Source organism: Streptomyces sp. NPDC059080 (assembly GCF_042739975.1).
Lineage (GTDB): Bacteria > Actinomycetota > Actinomycetes > Streptomycetales > Streptomycetaceae > Streptomyces > Streptomyces benahoarensis.
Map to the genome: position 1 here is coordinate 12,026 of NZ_JBHYGX010000043.1, position 19,019 is coordinate 31,044.

18 protein-coding genes and 1 pseudogene are annotated in these 19,019 nt (G+C 71.7%); 4 read left to right on the forward strand and 15 right to left on the reverse strand.

The window, feature by feature from the left end; genetic code table 11:
* Nucleotides 1-117: 117 nt before the first annotated feature.
* The 6 genes from ACFWWQ_RS25185 to ACFWWQ_RS25210 form a co-directional block, all read right to left on the reverse strand.
* Nucleotides 118-306 (reverse strand): hypothetical protein, encoded by a 189-nt coding sequence (locus tag ACFWWQ_RS25185; RefSeq protein WP_384600299.1) that lies wholly within the window; start codon nt 304-306, stop codon nt 118-120.
* 5 nt (nt 307-311) lie between these two features.
* Nucleotides 312-446, reverse strand: a complete 135-nt coding sequence (locus tag ACFWWQ_RS25190) for a hypothetical protein (protein ID WP_384600301.1) — start codon at nt 444-446, stop codon at nt 312-314.
* A gap of 446 nt (nt 447-892) precedes the next feature.
* Nucleotides 893-1,741, reverse strand: coding sequence for a helix-turn-helix domain-containing protein (locus ACFWWQ_RS25195; RefSeq protein WP_384600304.1), 849 nt, complete (start codon nt 1,739-1,741; stop codon nt 893-895).
* A gap of 17 nt (nt 1,742-1,758) precedes the next feature.
* A complete protein-coding gene (locus tag ACFWWQ_RS25200; protein ID WP_384600307.1) occupies nt 1,759-2,283 on the reverse strand; it encodes a DUF6879 family protein in 525 nt (174 codons plus the stop codon).
* Complete coding sequence (locus ACFWWQ_RS25205) at nt 2,255-2,497, reverse strand: hypothetical protein (RefSeq protein WP_384600310.1); 243 nt, start codon at nt 2,495-2,497, stop codon at nt 2,255-2,257. Before ACFWWQ_RS25205 ends, ACFWWQ_RS25200 begins: the two co-directional genes overlap by 29 nt.
* Nucleotides 2,498-2,916: 419 nt before the next feature.
* Entirely contained in the window at nt 2,917-4,182 is a 1,266-nt protein-coding gene (locus tag ACFWWQ_RS25210) for an LCP family protein (RefSeq protein WP_384600313.1), read from the reverse strand.
* A 227-nt stretch (nt 4,183-4,409) separates the two neighbouring features.
* Here ACFWWQ_RS25210 and ACFWWQ_RS25215 point away from each other — a divergent pair, with 227 nt between their 5' ends.
* Nucleotides 4,410-4,964: an acyl-CoA thioesterase gene (locus tag ACFWWQ_RS25215; protein WP_384600316.1), complete on the forward strand. Its 555-nt coding sequence runs from the start codon at nt 4,410-4,412 to the stop codon at nt 4,962-4,964.
* Here ACFWWQ_RS25215 and ACFWWQ_RS25220 read toward each other — a convergent pair.
* Genes ACFWWQ_RS25220 through ACFWWQ_RS25230 form a run of 3 tightly spaced genes read right to left on the reverse strand, consistent with a single transcriptional unit; the run spans nt 4,915 to nt 7,418 of the window.
* Complete coding sequence (locus ACFWWQ_RS25220) at nt 4,915-5,499, reverse strand: VanZ family protein (RefSeq protein WP_384600319.1); 585 nt, start codon at nt 5,497-5,499, stop codon at nt 4,915-4,917. The two genes, ACFWWQ_RS25215 and ACFWWQ_RS25220, sit on opposite strands and share 50 nt — an antisense overlap.
* Nucleotides 5,500-5,538: 39 nt before the next feature.
* A complete protein-coding gene (locus ACFWWQ_RS25225) occupies nt 5,539-5,955 on the reverse strand; it encodes a hypothetical protein (protein ID WP_384600322.1) in 417 nt (138 codons plus the stop codon).
* Nucleotides 5,952-7,418 (reverse strand): LCP family protein, encoded by a 1,467-nt coding sequence (locus tag ACFWWQ_RS25230; RefSeq protein WP_384600325.1) that lies wholly within the window; start codon nt 7,416-7,418, stop codon nt 5,952-5,954. The genes ACFWWQ_RS25225 and ACFWWQ_RS25230 overlap by 4 nt, the downstream gene beginning before the upstream one ends.
* 287 nt (nt 7,419-7,705) lie before the next feature.
* Between ACFWWQ_RS25230 and ACFWWQ_RS25235 the strand changes: the two genes are divergently transcribed.
* The gene (locus ACFWWQ_RS25235) at nt 7,706-8,728 is read left to right on the forward strand and encodes a glycosyltransferase family 2 protein (RefSeq protein WP_384600328.1); all 1,023 of its coding nucleotides are present in this window, start codon (nt 7,706-7,708) and stop codon (nt 8,726-8,728) included.
* A gap of 75 nt (nt 8,729-8,803) precedes the next feature.
* Here ACFWWQ_RS25235 and ACFWWQ_RS25240 read toward each other — a convergent pair whose 3' ends face one another.
* The 4 genes and pseudogenes from ACFWWQ_RS25240 to ACFWWQ_RS25255 all read right to left on the reverse strand — a co-directional run bounded on the left by ACFWWQ_RS25240 (nt 8,804) and on the right by ACFWWQ_RS25255 (nt 13,913).
* Entirely contained in the window at nt 8,804-10,594 is a 1,791-nt protein-coding gene (locus ACFWWQ_RS25240; RefSeq protein ID WP_384600331.1) for an LCP family protein, read from the reverse strand.
* A gap of 69 nt (nt 10,595-10,663) precedes the next feature.
* Nucleotides 10,664-12,397 carry an LCP family protein gene (locus ACFWWQ_RS25245; protein ID WP_384600334.1) on the reverse strand — a complete coding sequence of 578 codons (1,734 nt, stop codon included), beginning with the start codon at nt 12,395-12,397 and terminating at the stop codon, nt 10,664-10,666.
* 110 nt (nt 12,398-12,507) lie between these two features.
* Nucleotides 12,508-13,111: pseudogene (locus ACFWWQ_RS25250) on the reverse strand (LCP family protein); the annotation flags it as partial.
* Between the two features lie 37 nt (nt 13,112-13,148).
* Nucleotides 13,149-13,913, reverse strand: a complete 765-nt coding sequence (locus ACFWWQ_RS25255) for a TIGR03089 family protein (protein WP_384600337.1) — start codon at nt 13,911-13,913, stop codon at nt 13,149-13,151.
* A 407-nt stretch (nt 13,914-14,320) separates the two neighbouring features.
* Between ACFWWQ_RS25255 and ACFWWQ_RS25260 the strand changes: the two genes are divergently transcribed.
* Nucleotides 14,321-15,403 (forward strand): sugar phosphate nucleotidyltransferase, encoded by a 1,083-nt coding sequence (locus ACFWWQ_RS25260; protein WP_384600340.1) that lies wholly within the window; start codon nt 14,321-14,323, stop codon nt 15,401-15,403.
* 147 nt (nt 15,404-15,550) lie between these two features.
* Nucleotides 15,551-16,456, forward strand: coding sequence for a DNA-3-methyladenine glycosylase family protein (locus tag ACFWWQ_RS25265; RefSeq protein ID WP_384600343.1), 906 nt, complete (start codon nt 15,551-15,553; stop codon nt 16,454-16,456).
* Between the two features lie 141 nt (nt 16,457-16,597).
* Here ACFWWQ_RS25265 and ACFWWQ_RS25270 read toward each other — a convergent pair whose 3' ends face one another.
* Both ACFWWQ_RS25270 and cofD read right to left on the reverse strand, forming a co-directional pair.
* Nucleotides 16,598-17,980 carry a coenzyme F420-0:L-glutamate ligase gene (locus tag ACFWWQ_RS25270; RefSeq protein ID WP_384600346.1) on the reverse strand — a complete coding sequence of 461 codons (1,383 nt, stop codon included), beginning with the start codon at nt 17,978-17,980 and terminating at the stop codon, nt 16,598-16,600.
* Nucleotides 17,977-18,966, reverse strand: coding sequence for a 2-phospho-L-lactate transferase (gene cofD, locus ACFWWQ_RS25275; RefSeq protein WP_384600349.1), 990 nt, complete (start codon nt 18,964-18,966; stop codon nt 17,977-17,979). The genes ACFWWQ_RS25270 and cofD overlap by 4 nt, the downstream gene beginning before the upstream one ends.
* Between the last annotated feature and the right edge of the window lie 53 nt (nt 18,967-19,019).

Genomic DNA, 19,019 nt, shown 5'->3' on the forward strand with positions numbered 1-19,019 from the left:
TTCGCCCGCTCCCGTTCCTGCACGGCCGCACAACCCGTACCGCGCCGTGACCTGACCCCTCTAATCACACAACAATCGCCCCTGCCAAAGGCATGGGGCGATTCTTCGTTCATGGGCCTACACGAGGCTGATCCCGGCCTGAGCCTTGATGGTGTTCACCGCATCTTCGGTGAGCCAGCGCAGGGGGACCACGGTCCACTTGTCGCCCTTGCGCATGACCACGGCGTTACCGTCCCTGGTGCGTCCGACGTGGATGAATCCGTGATCACGCCGCAGGTCTTTCGCCAGGTTCTCGCCGTGGATCACGGGCGTTACTTCCCTTCGCGGTCCTCATCGTCGGCCATGCTGCTGTGCACGTCCCCGTTCTGAGAGACGCGGGTGTCAGGATCGGTCGCCTGGCCCTGGTGGGCGTGCGGGTCCCACTCGTCCTCGTTCTGCTTACCCATTCTGGCCTGCTCCCTGGATCGATGACTGAAGCGATACGGGGAATCGGTCCCCGCGCCGTCGTACTTCCCGCCCCGACCGCCAGACTGTCCGGTTACTGAGTGATCGAGGCGGGGGCCTGCACCGCCCCTGCCGGGGTTCTCGAATGGGTGGGGGGAGCCCAATTCGGTGTTGTCCGGCAATTCGGTGTCGTCCGGCAGGGACGGGGTCTGTAGGTGTCCGCTACCAGGGGTAGCAGGACGCTGGAGCTGTCAGGCTCGTGACACGGAGGCGGGCGGCGCCATCCATTCCTTGCCACCGAGGTCCAGCCGCAGCGGCAGCTCCACCAGTTCACTCGGGTACGTCTTCGGCTGACTCATGCCGATACCCCTTCGCGTCGTCCGTGTGATGACCACGCTAGGGATGTCAGCGAATCAACCCCCAGGAAGTTGCACTCGGTTGCACAGATTCATCCAAGGGAGTCGATTGCCCTTGTGATGCAGGCGCGAGCTTCTGGGCCTCGTACGGCGATCTTCGACAGTTCGCCGAAGGCTTTCAGGTACGTTCGGATCTCGCCGGGGGCTGTCAGGTTGATCTCTGCTGTCAGCGTCTCCACCGCGACCTGAGCATCGTCGAAGGCGTAGAACGCTTCCAGTGGCCAGGCTGCACGACGGGCGCCGAGCGGGATCACTCCGAGCGAGACGTTGGGTTGGGCCATGACCGACAGCAGGTAGCCGAGTTGGCCCGCCAGCGCCGCGTCGTCGCTGACGCGGTAATAGAGGACAGCTTCCTCTAGGAGCAGCGCAAAGCGATGGTCCCCTTCCCGCACGACGCGGGAGCGATTCAGTCGAGCCTGCACGGCGTCTGAGACGTCGTCCGGCGTTCCCTGAAAGTGCGTGATGGACCGTAGGAGGCCAGTGGCGTACTCGGCCGTCTGGAGCATCCCCGGCACGACATTGGATGCGTACACGCGGAAAGTGCGGGTCCGTTGGTAGAGGGGCACCGTCTGTTCGTGAATCCGGCGCATCCCGTCTCGGTGGATCTGCCGCCACTCCACGTACATGGACTCAGCGTTGCGTGAGGCTGCGATCAAGTCGGCGACCTGATCGTCAGCATTACAGGCCGTGCACCAGGCCCGGATATCCGCGTCGGAGGGCGGAGTCTTGCCGCGGGCGATCCGCGAGGACTTGGACTTGTGCCAGCCGCACCGGGCGGCCAGTTCATTCCCCGTGAGCCCGGCGTCCTTCATGATGCTTTGCAACCGGGTTGCTACAGCGGCGCGCGCCGCTTGGGCGCTGGAGAGCGGGGACGAGGACATGAACCGGCCGGCCTGAGTCAGACGCTGTACTTCTCGTGTGGGATGGCGCGCTCCCACACAGCCTCGAACGCCGAGGCGCAGAGCTGCGCAACGGCAGGGTCCTCGGTCTGGTCGGTGTGGACCCACTGCCCGGACCCATCAAAGATATTGAACTGAACCAACCGCCCGTCGAACAGCCAGAAGTCATTTCCGGGCAGGGCCAGGTCTGATGCGTGGCGCCGAGGCAGCCAACGGATCTGCTCCCCGGCAGCAACGTTCGTGAACGTTCCCGAGTGCTCAAAGCGGATGTAGTCGCTCAGCGGTTCGGAGACGATCCGGGCGCGGCGCATCACCACTCCCTTGTTCGTGACCTCCTGCACAAGGTCGAGCCACGGCCGCCACCACGAGTCGCGGTCGTCGGGGTCGAGGCGGTGCCCCTCCCTCCACGCCGCGAACCCTTCGATCTCGTTCTCTGCGCCGTAGGCGTCGCGCATCTCCAGATGGACGGCTGACCTTTCAGCCGCACGGAGCAGGTCAGCAAAGCTGGTCAAGCTCTGCGACATCAAGCGCCTCCCTGAGAAGCGGGATCATCCGCTTCGGTACCCGGATCACTGCTTCGTGTTCGGGGATCGGAACATCCACCGAGCTTTCCCGCGTGGTCTGCTCGTCCGCCTTCCATCCCTGGAAGAGGAGATCTCTCGTGCCCTCATCGACCCACACGGCCGGAGAGCCGTGATCCCCGGACTCTGGATCTTTACCGACGAACCGTAGCGCCATGCCGACCTCCGCTGTCGAGTGCGTTGCAGTCTGTTGCGCGACCCTCACGCCCCGAGGTGGCTGTGGTCAAGAGGGTGGGTTCCTTCTGGTCAACGTGAGGTCAGGACCGAGTCGGCACGATGCCCACAAGGAGCAGCCCGATCCGTCGTTGCGGACACGGCGGCATCCCTGGGATGACCAGCGGCAGTGACACTCACGTACGGGTGATCATGGGGAAATGCTGGGGAGGCCCCCTGTGAAGGGAGTATTCGCGCAGGTCAGAGCGGTATTTTCCGTAAAGCACCCAGATCTACGAGGGCACCAACCAGGTCCAGCGGATCGTGATGGCGCGGAACCTGCCGTAGGGCGGAGCCTGCGCGAAATCTGACGGCCCCCGGCGCGATGCCGGGGGCCGTCGTGTCGTACGCGGGACGAGAGGGTCAGTTGTTGTCGGTGACCGTGACCTTCTCGTCGTTGTTGAGCTGCTGGACGAGCTGGTGGAGCTTGGCCTTGTCCCACACCAGGTTGCCGCCGGTGCTGCCGGAGATCGGCATGTTCAGCGAGGTGCCCTCACCGCTGTTGACGCCCTTCATCGCGAAGAACATGTTGCCCAGGCTCCACAGGCCCATGTCCTTGTCGACGATGACGGTGTCCAGGCCCGCGCCGAGCGTCGGGTAGAGCTGGAACGGGTTGAGCAGCGTGCCCGGCGACGCCGCCTGGCTGGCGAGCGCGGAGAGGAACTTCTGCTGGTTCTTGGTGCGGGCCAGGTCGCTCGCGGCGAAGGCGTGCCGGGCGCGGACGAAGGCCAGCGCCTGGGTGCCGTTCAGCGTCTGCTTGCCCGCCTGGAAGTCGGAGCCGGAGTCCTTGTCCTTGAACGCCTTGGGGATGTCCAGCTCCACGCCGCCGATCGCGTCCACGATGTTGGCGAAACCGGCGAAGCCGATCTCGACGTAGTGGTCGATGTGCAGCTTGGTGTTGTACTCGACGGTCCGCACCAGCAGCTCCGGGCCGTCCTCGGCGTACGCCGCGTTCAGCTTGGTGCGGCGGCCGGTGGCCGGGTACTTCTTGCCGGACTCGGAGCCGACGAAGGACGGTATCTCCACGTCGGAGTCGCGCGGCAGCGAGAGCAGCGTGGGGCCGTTGCTGCCGTCGTGCAGGATCATCATCGAGTCGGTGCGCTTGCCCTCGGCCGACCCCGTGTGCAGCCTCTTCTTGTCGTCGGCGGTCATGCCCTCACGGCTGTCCGAGCCCACGATGAGGTAGTTGGTGCCGTCACCGGCCTCGGGGCGGTCGATGACCTTGCTCAGGTCCACCTTGCGGCGCAGCTTCCCGTCGGCCCAGAAGTACGTGGCGACGGAGGCGACGGCGAAGACCACGACGACGGTCAGCACCGTCCACTTGATGCGGCGGCCCCAGTTCGGGCGCGGCCGGGTGTCGTAGCCGCCCCGCTGCGGGCCGCCGGGCCCGCCACCGCCGTAGACCTGGCCGGTGTTGTAGTCGTCGTAGCCCTGCGACTGCTGCGGTGGGACGGAGCCGCGGCGCGGGCCCGTCCCCGGGGGCAGCGGCGGCTCCGCGCGGCCGTAGCCACGGCCGGCGTCCCGCCGTACCTGCGGCATGGCGCGCGCGCCTTCCGGCTGGGCGCCGCCACTGCCGCGTCCGTACCCGCGCTGGTCGCGGGAGGGTCCGTTCCCGTGCCACTCATTCATACGAGGAGTGTGCCTGGCGCGGTACGTGGCCTTACAGGGCGGGGGCGGATTCGGGGCGCTGCTGTTGCAGAGCTGATGCAAAGCGCGCGGGCATACCGCTAGCGGATGTGACCATTCCGACGTGGCGGAGGAAAACCGCATGACGGACGCCCCGCACCGGCGCGATGCGGCGTCCGTACGCCCGTCCGGCGGGCCGGGCCGCGACCGCCACCGCTTAGGGTGGACGCATGACCGAACTCGTGACCGACGATGAGGAGGGTGCGCCCGCGGGCAAGCCCACCGCCGTCTCCCGTACCACCCTGTCGCACATCATGACCGCCGCGGACACCAACCTCCTCGGCACGGTGCACGGTGGCGTGATCATGAAACTGGTCGACGACGCGGCGGGCGCGGTCGCCGGACGGCACTCCGGCGGCCCCGCCGTCACCGCCTCCATGGACGAGATGGCCTTCCTGGAGCCGGTCCGGGTCGGCGACCTCGTCCATGTGAAGGCCCAGATCAACTGGACGGGCCGGTCCTCCATGGAGGTCGGCGTCCGCGTCCTCGCCGAGCGGTGGAACGAATCCACCCCGGCCACCCAGGTCGGCTCCGCCTACCTCGTCTTCGCCGCCGTCGACGCCGAGGGCAGGCCCCGCCCGGTGCCGCCGGTGATCGCCGAGACCGAGCGCGACCGGCGCCGCTACCAGGAGGCGCAGATCCGCCGGACGCACCGCCTCGCCCGGCGTCGCGCGATCATGGAGCTGCGCGCGCGGCACGCCGCCGAGGGCCTCGCCGACGCATGACGGCGGCGGCCGACCACCGGGCCAGCGCCGCCACCCCCAGGCCCAGCCCCGTCCCGGCCGCCCCGCACAGCACATCGTTCACGTCCGCGATCCGGCCCGCCCGCATCACCGCCTGCGCCGCCTCGACCGCCCCGCACAGCGCCACCCCCAGCAGGAACACCCCCGCCGCCGACCGCCGCTCCGCCGCGAACCGCAGCAGCAGCGCCACCGGCAGATACAGCGCCGCGACCGCCAGCTGCTCGCGGACCAGCACCGGCACCTCGTCCGGCGGCAGCGGCACCCCCGGGTCGAACAGCCCCTCGCCGGGCAGCCACCACACCGTCGCATCGCCCGAACCGACCGGCTGCACCGGCGCCAACGTCACCACCAGCAGCAGCGCCAGCCACCCGGCCAGCAGTACCCCGGCCGTCCGGCGCGGCCACGGGCCCGCCGGGTCGCGGCCCTCCCACAGCGCCAGCCCGGTGCCCAGGGCCGACGCCCCCAGCAGCGAGAGCGTCACCGTCGCGGGCGTGATGCCCCAGACCAGCTGCCACACGATGCGACCCTCCGGAACCCGCCGCCGCCGACCCCCGGGTCAGCCGCAGCTCCATTTGGTGACGTAGACCCGCTGCCCGTGCTCCAGCACGCCGCGGATGCACTCCCCGGCCGTCATCCCCACCCGGCCGCGCAGCGTCGCCGCGCCGCCGGACGTCCGTACGGTGCCGAACCACCCGGGGAACGCGGTGATCCGGGAGTCCTTGCGCTGGTAGCCCAGGCGCACGGTGACCTCGCCGGGACCGGCCGCGTGGTGGCGCCGGTAGCGCGTGGTGTAGAGGCCCGGGCGGCCCACCGGACCGCGCAGACACAGCAGCCCACCCGTCGGTCCGCCGCAGCCGGCCGGCGCCGCCGGAGCCGGCGGGGCGGCCGCCGCGGTCGCCGCCACCAGGCACAGCGCGGCCGCCAGGCCCGCCCGCCGGGCGTACGGGCGGCGCGGCCGCGTCGGATCGGTCATGGGCACCCGGCCTCGTCGCCGGTGACCGCCGCGATGCCCGGGGTGCCGGGCGCAGGTTCCTCGGCCCGCACCGGATGCACCCCGGCGTGGTCCTGCCCGACCGTGACCCGCAGCACCGGACCCTGCCCCGCGGCCATGTGCAGCTCGGCGCCGGGCAGCGCCGCGGCGAGGGTCCGCGCCGAGCGGTCCCAGCGCGGGTCGTACGCGATGACCGTCCTGGCGTGCGGCCCGCCCGGCGCGTCCCCGGGGACGCCCGTCGCGACGAAACCGGCCGCGCCCAGCGCCTTGGAGACGGCCTTGCCCAGGCCACGCCGGTCGGTGCCGTTGTCGACACGGACCTGGATCTGCTCCGGCGGGACGTCCACGACCGTCGGGCGGGTCCCGTGCACCGCCTTCTTCGGCTGGGCGAGCGGCTTGTCGTCCCGCAGCGCCTGGAAGACCTGCTCGGCGGCGACCGGATCCCAGCGCACCGTCGCCCCGCCGCCCGGCAGCCGCACCCCCTCCCCGGCGAGCGGCACCGACAGGAACTCCGACGACGCCGGGGTGAAGCCGCGCATCGCCTGCCCCAGATCGACCAGGTCGTCGGCGGTGAACCCGGAGTCGGCGCGGACCGACGTCAGCATCGTGTCGGCGACCTGCCGGAACCGCACCGGGTTCATCAGCACCCCCGACGAGGTCACCTGGTGGATCAGCGACGCCAGGAACCGCTGCTGGCGCTGCATCCGGCCGAGGTCCGCGGAACCGTCGATATGCCGGGAGCGGACGTACTGGAGGGCCTGTCCGCCGTTGAGCGTCGCCTTCCCGGCGGGCAGATCGAGGCCGCTGTAGCGGTCCTTCAGCGGCCGTACGGTGCAGATGTCCACCCCGCCGACGGCGTCCACGCTGCGCATGAAGCTGGTGAAGTCGACCTCCAGATAGTGGTCGATGTGCACGCCCGTCATGTGCTCGACGGTGCGCACCGTCAGCCCCGGCCCGCCCTCGGCGTACGCCGCGTTCAGCTTGACGGCGTGCCGGGGCCGCTGCCGCCCGGTCGCGGCGTCCTCGCGGGCGGGGATCTCGGCGTACGAGTCGCGCGGCAGGCTGACGACGCTGGCGTGGTCCCGCCCGGCGGAGAGGTGCACCAGCATCAGGGTGTCGGTGCAGTGGCAGGGCGCGCCGCCCAGGTGGTACTTCCGCTTCTCCGCGGGCGTGATCTTGTCCCGGCCGTCGGTGCCGACGACGAGGAAGTTCAGCCCGTGGCCGCCGGTGGGCCGGTCCCGCTCCTGCATCCCCTGGAACGGTTGGACCCGCCCGATGCCGTCCTCCACGCCGGTGACCATGGCGTGCCCGACGCCGCTCGCGGACATCAACAGCACCGAGACGGTGGTGGCGATCCGCAGCCCCCAGCGCTTGCGCGGTGAGCGCCCGCGGTCCCGGGCGGTGCGGCGCGCTGCGGAACGGGCGGGGCGGGACGGAACGGTCAACGGGGGACACCTCCGCGGCGGAACGGTTGCGAGCGGTGGCCGTCCGCCGCGGCCCCGCCACGGCGGACGGGGCGGGGCGGAGCGATCCGGCGGTAACAGCGGGAACACAGTAAGTCGATACGATCTACTGCAAAGTGCTACACGCCGGGTCCCGGCCTCCCCACCACCCGCCTGCCGTCCGTCGCCGTCCCCCATAAGCGGTAACGTGAGCCGGGATATCGCACTCTCCCGGCGAGCGCTGCCGTCCGCGATGGCGGCTCCGCCGCGGGCCGTCCCCCCGAGGAACCATGCCCCAGCAGCAGCCCCCGGCCGTCTCCGTGATCATGCCGGTGCTCAATGAGGAACGTCATCTGCGCAACTCGGTCCGGCACATCCTGGAGCAGGAGTACGCCGGCGAGATGGAGGTGGTGATCGCCGTCGGCCCGTCCGCGGACCGTACGGAGGAGATCGCCGCCGCACTCGCGGCCGAGGACCCGCGGGTGCGCACCGTCGAGAACCCCACGGGCCGCACCCCCGCCGCGCTGAACGCCGCGATCAAGGCGTCGCGCCACCCGGTCGTGGTCCGCGTCGACGGCCACGGCATGCTCTCGCCGGACTACATCGCCACCGCCGTTCGGCTCCTGGAGGAGACCGGCGCACAGAACGTCGGCGGCCTCATGCACGCCGAGGGCGAGAACGCCTGGGAGGACGCGGTCGCCGCCGCGATGACCTCGAAGATCGGCGTCGGCAACGCCGCCTTCCACACCGGCGGCCAGGCCGGTCCCGCCGAGACCGTCTACCTCGGCGTCTTCCGCCGCGAGGCGCTGGAGCAACAGGGTGGCTACAACGAGGAGTTCATCCGCGCCCAGGACTGGGAGCTGAACTACCGCATCCGCGAGGCCGGCGGCGGCGTGTGGTTCTCGCCCGAGCTGAAGGTGCAGTACCGCCCCCGGCCCAGCATCAAGGCGCTGGCCAAGCAGTACAAGGACTACGGCAAGTGGCGGCACGTCGTCGCGCGCTACCACTCCGGCTCGATCAACCTGCGCTACCTCGCCCCGCCGACCGCGGTCGGCGCCATCGCCGCCGGTGTCGTCGTCGGCGTCGCGGTCACCCCCTGGGGCTTCGTCATCCCGGCCGGATATCTGGCGGCCATCGCGGCGGGTTCCGTCCCGGCGGGCAAGGGCCTGTCGCTGAAGGCGCGCGCACAGATACCGGTCGCGCTGGCCACCATGCACATGGCCTGGGGCGTCGGCTTCCTCACCAGCCCCCGGTCGCTGGCGCGGAAGGTCATCGCCAGCCGCCGCCCGGCGGTGAGGACCGCGACGCCGTGACCATACGGAGATGACGTACGCGAGAGGGGCGGGCCACGGCGGCCCGCCCCTCTCGCGTGTACGCCCGTGGCGGCGTCAGAAGACGTACTGCGGATTGACCTTCATGCAGGCCGTGTCGTCCTCGCCGTTGAGCGTGCTGTCGTTCGCCGGCGCCTTGTCGGAGCCGCCGCCGCCCCCGGCGGACTTCGGGTAGACGGTGCCGGTGCGCCAGTCGTTGCCGACGATCAGACGCAGCCCGCCGGCCGAACTGCTCTCCCGCACCGCGCTCTTCGGCAGCCCCAGCTCCTTCGCCAGCGCCAGCGCATCGCCGCGCAGCTTCTTGTCGCTGTACTCGATGGTGGTGTCCGCCTGGCTGATCAGCTGGGAGTCGGTACCCGCGGCGGTGTAGCCGAGCTGCGCGAGATGCTGCTGCACCACGGCGGCGCGGCCGGGGGCCGGTCCGGAGACGGTGCTCTGGGTGCCGTTCTGGACGACGACCTTCAGCTGCTCCTTGGGCGTCGACGGCTTCGGGTCCGGCGCCTTCTTCTTCTTGCCGGTGTCCTTGCCGTCCAGCCCGGTGTCGTTGCGCAGCAGCGCGAAGGTCTGCTCCGCCTCGACCGGCTTCGGGAGCACGTACTTCTCACCGGGGCCGTACTCCCACGGCATGGTGATCATCGTGATCCGCTTGGTGGGCACCTCCCGGAGCTGGCCCGCCAGGTCGTAGAGCTTCATGGGGGAGCCCAGGTCGTCGTCGACGGTGAGCGCCTTGGTCGCGGCCTCGGCGAGGTCGCGGAGCTTGCCCGGGTCGGTGAGCTTGGTGCCCGCCTTGAGCTGACGGACCATCGAGTTCATGTACATGTGCTGGGCCTTGGCCCGGGCGATGTCGGTGTTGTCCTCGAAGCCGTAGCGGGTCCGCAGCCACTGGAGCGCCTGGACGCCCTTGACGGAGTGGGTGCCCTTGGTGAGCTTCAGCCCGCTGCCGTGACCGTCGCTGCGGTTGTGCGAGTAGATGTTGTTGTCGACGCAGACGGGGACGCCGCCGATGGCGTCGGCCATGTCCACCACACCGGCGAAGTCGACCATCATGAAGTGGTCGATGTAGACGCCGGTCAGCTCTTTCCAGGTGGCGACGGTGCAGCCCGGACCGCCGTGCTGGAGCGACTGGTTGATGGCCGCGGTGGTCTGCGGATAGACGTGGCCGTCTTCCTGGTCGGTGCACTTGGGGATCGGCACCCGGGTGTCGCGCGGGATCGACATCACCGACATGTTGCTGCGGTCCGCCGAGACGTGCAGCAGCATCTGGACGTCGCCCAGCGGCTTGCGGTCCCGGTCCTCTGCGGAGCCGCCCAGCTCGATGTTCTTGTTGCTGTTCCGGCTGTCGGAGCCGATCAGCAGGATGTTCAGCGGGGTCTGCCCGAAGGCGTTGGGCTCCGGTTTGCGCAGACCGCTCTCGCCGAGATCCAGCTTGTCCTTGCGGAGGTTGGCGTTGAGGTGCTCGTAGTAGAGGTATCCCGCGCCGGCACCGCCGATCAGCAGGAACCCCAGGACCAGGGCGGTCCAGCGCAGCGCGCGGCCCTTGCGGCGCCGCCGTCGGCCGCCGTGCGCCGCGGCGTCGCCGCCCTTGCGCCGGCCGCCGCCGCGTCCCCCCTTGCCGCCTTTGGCGGTCTTGTCGTCGCTCCTGTCGGCGGTTTTGTCGCTCTTGCCGTCGCCGGCGCCGTCCGCGGATACGGCGTCGGCGCCGGGTATCCGGTCGGGGGCGTCCGGCGGCGGGCCGCCGTCCTTGTAGAGGCTGTCGTCCCAGCCCAACTGATCTGCGTCCGGCTGCTGTTGCTGCGTTCCGGACCGGCGTCGGCGCGGTCGCTCGCCGCGCACACTGCTCTGCCGCATCGGGTTCTCTCCCCGGGTCGGTACATGGTGCGCTCGGCGCCTGTGCGGGGCGGCCGCGGCTCGTTCAGGTCACTTGGCGCAGATGCTCTTGTCATCTGCATTGACGTTCTGGACACCGTCCGGGGTTTCAGTCGGCGCCTCAATAGGGGTTCCGGGGGCGGTGAAGTCCTTACCGAGGGTCAGCTTCATCGGCACCCGGTCCCCGGCGTCCGCGGTGGACTTCTTGAGCGCGCTCTTCGGCAGACCCAGCCAGTCCGCCAACGTGGCGGCCTGGTCGGCCTGGTTGGGTGCGTACTCAAGGCGGGTGGTGGCCAGCTTCGCCGGGGCGTTGCCCGCGTTGGTGGAGAGCTTGGCGGCCTTGGCGTTCTGCAGCCAGTCCACGGTCTCCTGCGCCGCGCCCAGCGGCCCGCCGCCGTTGGTGACGTCGACGCGGACCAGCTCCGGCGGCGCCTTCTTCACCGCTGCCTTCTTCCCCTTCCCCTTCCCCTTCTTCGCGAGCATGTGGTCGGCCTGGACCATCTTGAACAGCGGTTCGGCCTTGCTCTTGTCGAGTATGACGGTGGCGCGGTCCTGTGGGTTGTCCAGGACGGGCACGGTGGCGAAGGTAATTTTGTCGATGTCGACCTGCTTGAGGTCGTTGCCCAGCTCGACCAGCTTCTTCGCGCTGCCGATTCCGGTGTCGACGGTCAGCGCCTTGGTCGCCGCCTGGCTGATGCCGTAGAGCTTGGACGGGCTGCTGAACGCGTCCGACTTGATCTTGCGGATCATCGAGCTGAGGAACTGCTGCTGCAGTTCGATACGGCTGAGGTCGCTGCCGAAGCCGACGGTGTGCCGGGTGCGGACGAACGCCAGCGCCTGCTCGCCCTTGACGATGTGCCGGCCGGCCTTCAACTTCAGGTGCGACTTGGGGTCGTTGATGTCCTTCGCGGCGCAGACCTCGACGCCGTTGACCGCCTCGGACAGCTCCTTGACGGCGTTGAAGTCGGCCATCATGAAGTGATCGACCTTCAGGCCGGTCAGCGTCTCGACGGTCCGCCAGGTGCAGCCGGGGTCCCGGCCCTCCTGCCCCAGGCTGGTGTTGAACCGCACGCTGCTCTCACCGGGGACGGTCTTCGTCGAGCCGTCCTTCTGCTTCGTCGGGCAGGGCGGGATCGAGGTGATCAGGTCGCGCGGAATGCTCAACGCGGTCGCGTTCGTACGGTCCTTGGAGACATGCATCAGGATCGTGGTGTCCGCGTGCCCGACGCTGCCGTCGTCGCCGTAGCCCTCGTTGCCCTTACCGGCGCGGGCGTCGGTGCCGATGATGAGGATGTTCACCGGGCCGTCGGAAACCGCGTCGTTCTCGATGCCGACGTCGACCTTGGCGATGTTGCCGTTGAGCTGCTGGTAGAGGTAGAACACCCCGCCGCCGCCCGCCAGCACCACGAAGCCGAGCACGCCGGACGTCCACAGGACGGCCTTCTTCTTCCCGGACTTCTTCGGCTTGGGCTTGCGACGGCCGGACGCCGCGGCGGTACCGGTCCGGGCGGCCTTGCGGGCGGCGGCGCGGCCACCGGGGCGCGGCGGGTCGTCCGGGGAGGCGGCGGCGTCACGGCGGTTGCGCTGCGTGGGCAGTTCGCGGGTGTCGGTGTCGCTCTGTGGGGCGGCGGGGGCGCGCCGGGAGCGTCTGGGTGCGGGATCCGGCGCAGCCGGTTCGGGTGCGGCGTCGAGCCGCAGCTCGTACTTACCGGTGCTGGGGTTGAGTACCCACTGGTCGGCGGGGTCGACGTTGTCCCCCGCCCGCCCACGGCCTTGCGCGTCCACGGTGCCCTGCATCCTCCGTCGGTGCCACGCGGCGCCTCCCCTCGGGCGCACGGTCGGACCTGTGTTTCACGTTCGTTCGTCCGGCTGGTCTGCGGACCGGATCACTCACACTATCCGTCCAGTTCGGCGTGGAAGGCCGCCCGTGACACATTCCACTTCCCTACAACTGGGCAATCCGCCCAATCCATTCGACTCGTTGGCAGTACCTTTGCGGCATTTTTATTCGCAGATCCCGCGTTCTGCGGGGGCTGCGGGAATGGGCGGCCGCGAAGACGTCGGCGGCGCAGGGGAACTGGCCGTCTTCTCACCGGAGGATGCCCTATCCGAGGCGACTTACGGAAGAGCTGATCGGCGGCGGGTTGCGCCAGCTGGTCGCGGTGGGCGTCGTAGCGGTACCCGGTGCGTGGCACGGTCATGAACTGCACGTGTCCGGTGGGAATGGAGCGCAGCTGCGGACCCGTTATTCGTAGAGAGCGGTGAGGGAAGCGAGTCCCTGGTCGATGGTGAGGGAACTCGTCGCGGCATCCGGCAACGGATAGAGCCGGGCCGGATTGAGCAGCACACCATTGCTCTGCACTTTCTTCACGAGAGCGTCAAGGAGCTGCTGTTGGCGTTCCATACGCTGTGTGTCACTTCCGTTACCGAGGCTCTTGCGGGCGCGCACCCATCCCAGGCTTCTTCGCCGTGCAGGGTCTGCCGCCCGGCCGGGAGCGTGCGGAGGCGCGCGGCAGGGTGTGCTCCGACGCGTGGTTCAGAGAGCGGCGGACGGTGCCTGGAAGGTGACCTGCTCGCTCTGCACCCGGGCCGCCGCGGCGGTCTCGTCCAGTCGCTCCGCATGGCGGCACAGCACCACCGAGCCGCCGGTGGCCAGTGGTGCGTACAGCCCGTAGGACAGGCCCGGCCAGCCGTCGTACGCGAGGCCCGACAGCACCCGGGGCGCGGGCGGCATCCCGGCGGCGCGGGCGTCGGCCAGCGCACGGTCCACGACCTCGGCGCCGGTCAGCTCCGCACCGTCCACGGACAGCGCCGGGTCGGACGCGGCCACCGGGGCGAACGGTGCGAAGCGGTCGCCCTGGGACGGCACCTCCACCGCGTAGTCGGCGAACCCCTCCGGGGCCTGGGGGAACCGGCCACCCAGGGGCCGCAGGGCCAGTGCCACCCGCTCGCCGGTGCAGGCGCGGGCGGTCTCCAGCCGGTCCGGGCCGCTGACCACCACGTCGGCGGCGGCCGGGTCACCGTCGACATCGGCCAGCACCCCTACGGACGAGGCGGCCACCAGCCACACCGCGGTCTGCCAGTGGGCGGGCAGCAGCAGCGCGAGACGGTCTCCCGGCCCGGCGGCCAGATCGCCCTGGAGGTAGTTGGCGGTCTTCGCCACCCAGTTGGCGAAGGTCGCGACGGACAGCTCCACGCGCTCACCGGTGGCGTCGTCGTAGAAGGTCACGAGGGGGCGGGCGGGATCCGCGGCGAGCGCGGAACGCAGCAGGCCGGCGGGGGTGCGTTCGGTGGCGTTCACGGTCGCAGGGTACGGGACCTGTACGGGCGGGGTCCGGTCCTGTACGGGGGTCCGGTCCCGTACGGGGCGGGGGAGCGGTCCCGTACGGGTGGAGCTGTGGGCCCGTAGGGGGCGGACCGTCACCCCGTACGGGCCGGACGTCGACCTGTACGGGATGCCCGACGTGGCGTCAGCCGGGGCGGGGCGCGGCGCCGGTGACGGAGTTCCGGCCGGAAGCGGGCGCCGGGCGCCGGGCGTAAGGGCGGGGGAGCGGGGCCGGACGTGGCCGTCCGGCCGTCGCACCGGTGGCACCGCGCCCGGTAACACCGCACGTCACCCGGTACGCCGCCCCCGGGCCGGGCCGCGAAACCGTCTGCCTACACTGGTCGGCCGATCGGCCGACCCCAGCAGGAAGCAGAGACGACAAGGTGACTGAAGCGATCCTCCTGGTCGGCGGCAAGGGCACGAGGTTGCGCCCGCTGACGGTGCACACGCCCAAACCGATGGTGCCGGCGGCCGGTGTGCCGTTCCTGACCCACCAGTTGGCGCGGGCCCGCGCCGCGGGCGTCGAGCACATCGTCCTCGCCACGTCCTACCTCGCCGAGGTTTTCGAACCGCACTTCGGCGACGGCTCCGACCTGGGCCTGCACCTGGAGTACGTGACGGAGGAGGAGCCGCTGGGCACCGGCGGCGCGATCCGCAACGTCGCCTCCCGGCTGCACTCCGCCCCCGGCGACCCGGTCCTCATCTTCAACGGCGACATCCTCACCGGGCTCGACATCCCGGCCCTCGTCGACACCCACCGCACCAGCGGCGCCGATGTCTCGCTGCACCTGTCGCGGGTCGAGGACCCGCGCGCCTACGGGCTGGTGCCCACCGACGGCTCCGGCCGCGTCACCGCCTTCCTGGAGAAGCCGCAGACGCCGGAGGAGATCGTCACCGACCAGATCAACGCCGGGGCGTACGTCTTCAACCGCTCGGTCATCGACAGCATCCCGGCGGACCGCCCGGTCTCCGTCGAGCGCGAGACCTTTCCCGGTCTGCTCGCCGACGGCGCCCACCTCCAGGGCATGGTGGACTCCACCTACTGGCTCGACCTGGGCACCCCGCAGGCGTTCGTCCGCGGCTCCGCCGATCTCGTCCTGGGCCGCGCGCCGTCCCCGGCGGTGCCCGGCCGGTGCGGTGAACACCTGGTCATGGACACGGCACAGGTCGCCGTGGACGCCAAGCTGACCGGCGGCACCGTCGCCGGACCCGGCAGCCGGATCGGCGCCGGGGCCCGGGTCGAGGGCAGCACGGTGCTCCGGGACGCGGTGATCGAGGAGGGCGCGGTCGTCCGCTCCTCCCTGATCGGCGCGGGCGCCCGGATCGGCGCCCGTACGGTCCTGGACGGCGCGGTCATCGGCGACGGCGCGGTCATCGGCGCCGACAACGAACTCCGCGGCGGCATCCGCGTCTGGTGCGACGCCCACCTTCCGGACGGATCGGTGCGGTTCTCCTCGGACCAGTAGGGGGCGGGGACGGGGGCTGGGCCCGTAGGGGTTCGGGCTCGGTCCCGTAGGGCGTCGACCCGGTCCCGTAGGGCGTCGGCCCGGTCCCGTAGGGCTGCCCACCTCACTCCCGCCCCCTCCGTCACCCCCATCGCCTACCCTGGCGAGATGCCCACCCGTACCTGGGCGCCGCCCGGCCCCTACGATCTGCACCGCACGCTCTGCGTGCTGGGGCGGGGGCCCGGTGATCCCGCGTTCGCGGTGCGTGGGGGCGAGATCTGGCGGGCCAGCCGCACCCCGCAGGGGCCCGGCACCCTGCGGTTGGCGGCTCGGCCCGGCGAGGGTGCCGTCGCGGCCGAGGCGTGGGGGCCCGGTGCCGACTGGCTGCTGGAGCGGCTGCCCGACCTGCTCGGCGCCGCCGACGACCCGGAGGCGTTCACCCCGCGCCACCGCCTCGTCCACGCCTCCCACCGCCGCCACCGCGGTGTCCGTCTCGCCCGCACCGGGCTGGTCCTGGAGTCGCTGATCCCGTCCGTCCTGGAGCAGAAGGTCACCAGCGACGAGGCGTACCGCGCCTGGCGGCTGCTGCTCCAGCGGCACGGCGAGCCCGCCCCCGGCCCCTGGGACCGGCTGCGGGTCATGCCCGATCCGCGCGGCTGGGCCCTGATCCCGTCCTGGGAGTGGCACCGCGCGGGCGTCGACGCCAAGCGCTCCGACACGATCGTGCGCGCGGCGCGGGCCGCCCGGCGCCTGGAGGAGGCCGCCGCGATGGACCTCGCCGGCGCCACCCGCAGGCTCCGCGCGGTTCCCGGCATCGGCCCGTGGACGGCCGCCGAAACCCTCCAGCGCGTCCTCGGCGCCCCGGACGCCCTCACCCTCGGCGATCTCCATCTGCCGGAGATCATCGGCTATGCGCTCACCGGCCGCCGCGCCACCACGGACACGGAGATGCTCGGCCTCCTCGCGCCGTACGAGGGCCAGCGGCACCGCGCGGCCCGGCTGATCCTGCTCTCCGGCACGGTCCCGCCGCGCCGCGCCCCGCGCTTCCCCGTGGGCGACATCGCCCGCCTGTGACCGACGGGCGGCGCCGCCACGTCCCGCCCGGGGCGCCACGGCCCCGCCGCCCGGACCCGTACGGGCCGTCCCCGAACCCGTAGGGGCCAACGGCGACCCGTACGGGCCAACGGCGACCCGTAGGGGCCGGCCGCGATCCCGTCAACGCACCTCGATGAAGTCCGCCCCGTCCCGCGCCGGGCGCTCCCTCGGTGGTGCCGCGGGGCGGCCGATCGCGACCGCGCCCATCGGGTCCCAGTCGCCGGGCAGTTCCAGAACCTCGCGGACCACGTCGCGGCAGAACATCGTCGACGAGACCCAGGCCGAGCCCAGCCGCTCCCCGGCCAGGGCGACCAGGAAGTTCTGGATACCGGCGCCGTTCGCGACGACGAACATCTCGCGCTCCGCCGCCGCCCGCCGGGCGTCCGGGTAGGCGTGTGCCCCGTCCGCCACCAGGCACGGCACCGCCAGATACGGCGCGTTCCGCAGGACGTCGCCGCGGCGCAGACGGCGGGCGACGGACTCCTCGGAGAAACCGTCGGCCCGCAGGTCCGCGGCCCAGGCGTCCCGCATCGCGTCCAGCAGCCGGGTCCGGGCCTCCGGCGACTCCAGCAGGACGAACCGCCACGGCGTCGTGTGGTGCGGCGCCGGGGCGGTCAGCGCCGCCGCGACCGCCCGGCGCACCGCGCCGCCGTCCACCGGATCGTCGGTGAACTCGCGGACCGTGCGCCGCAGCGTCACCGCCTCCCGCACCGCCTCGGACGTGCCGAGCCGGAACATGTCGTCGGCAGCGTCCCGCACCAGCGCCCGCGCGCCCACGTCGTCCGCGCCGTCCGGATCCGCCGCGGCCGGCCGCGTCATGACGTGTGGCAGACCCCGCACCACCGCGACCGGCAGCGCCGCCGCCTTGCCCTTCACCAGGTCGCCCGCGGCGGCGAGTTCGTCGGCGGTGGCCACCACCGTCGCGCTGAGCGGATTGCCGTACGCGTCGGTGCCGCCCCGCAGATCGTCCAGGACACGGACGCCCGCGGCGCCGATCGCCACATCCGTCAGGCCCGCGCGCCACGGCCGCCCGAAGGTGTCGCTGATGACGATCCCGACGTCGACGCCGAGCGCCGTCCGCAGCCCGGCGCGGAGTGCGCGGGCCGACGCGTCCGGGTCCTCGGGCAGCAACAGCACCGTCCCGTAAGGGGTGTTGGAGGCATCGACCCCGGCGGCGGCCATGATCAGGCCCTGCCGGTTCTGCACGATGCGCAGCCCGCCGCGGCGCGCCACCACGCGGACCGTCTCCCGGTCGATGGCCTCCTCGCGGTCGGTGGCCTCGATGATCCGGCCCTCGGCCTTGCTGACGATCTTCGAGGTGACGAGCAGGACGTCGCCGTCGGCGAGCCCGGGCAGCCCGCCGGCGGTCGCGGCGGCCGCGATGAGCTTCACCAGATCGTCGCCGGGGCGCACCTCCGGGATGCCCGGCAGCGCCCAGACGCGGTAGCCCGGGACGGTCGCTTCGGTGCCGGTGCCGGTGCCGGTGCCGGTGTCGGTGCTCATGCCCGTACCTCCCCGGCGAGCGTCAGCGCCGCGCGGGCCATGGCGGCCGTGGCGTCGAGGTCCGTCATCATCAGCGGCACCGCCCGGCAGCGGATCCCCGCGGCCTCGACATCGGCGACCGCGGCGGCGTCCACCTCGTCGACCAGCCAGCCGTCCAGCAGCCCGGCGGGCCCGTCGTCCGCCGCCGCGCGGCCCTTCGCGCCGTAGTGCCGGGCGACCGCGGCGGCGGTGGCCTCGACGCCGACGGCGGCCAGCACCTTGTCGGCCATCCCGCGCACCGGCGCGCCCCCGACGAGGGGGGAGAGGCCGATCACCGGGGCGTCCGCCGTCGCGACGGCGTCCCGGATGCCGGGCACCGCGAGGATCGTGCCGACGCTCACCACCGGGTTGGACGGCGGGAAGAGGACGACGTCCGCCGCGGCGATCGCCTCCAGCACGCCGGGCGCGGGGACGGACTGCTCGGCGCCGACCGGCACCACCGCGTGCGCGTCCACCGAGGCGCGCATCCGCACCCAGTACTCCTGGAAGTGGATCGCCCGCCGCTCGCCGCCCTCACCGACGGCGACGTGCGTCTCGACGCGGTCGTCGGTCATCGGCAGCAGCCGGACGCCGGGCCGCCAGCGGTCGCACAGCGCCTCGGTGACGGCGCTGAGCGGATATCCGGCGCCCAGCATCTGGGTCCGTACGAGATGGGTGGCGACGTCCCGGTCACCCAGCCCGAACCAGTCGGGCCCCGCGCCGTACGCCGCCAACTCCTCCTTCACCCGGAAGGATTCGTCGTCGCGGCCCCAGCCCTTCTCCTCGTCGATGCCGCCGCCGAGGGTGTACATCACGGTGTCGAGGTCGGGACAGACCTTGAGCCCGAAGAGATGGATGTCGTCGCCGGTGTTGCCGATGACGGTGATCTCCGCCTCCGGCTGAGCTGCCTTCAGTCCCCGCAGGAAGCGGGCGCCGCCGATACCGCCGGCCAGAACCACAATGCGCATGCCCCCAGTCTGGCAGCCGCGCACAACCGTCCGGCGGTCGCCGTCGACGGCCC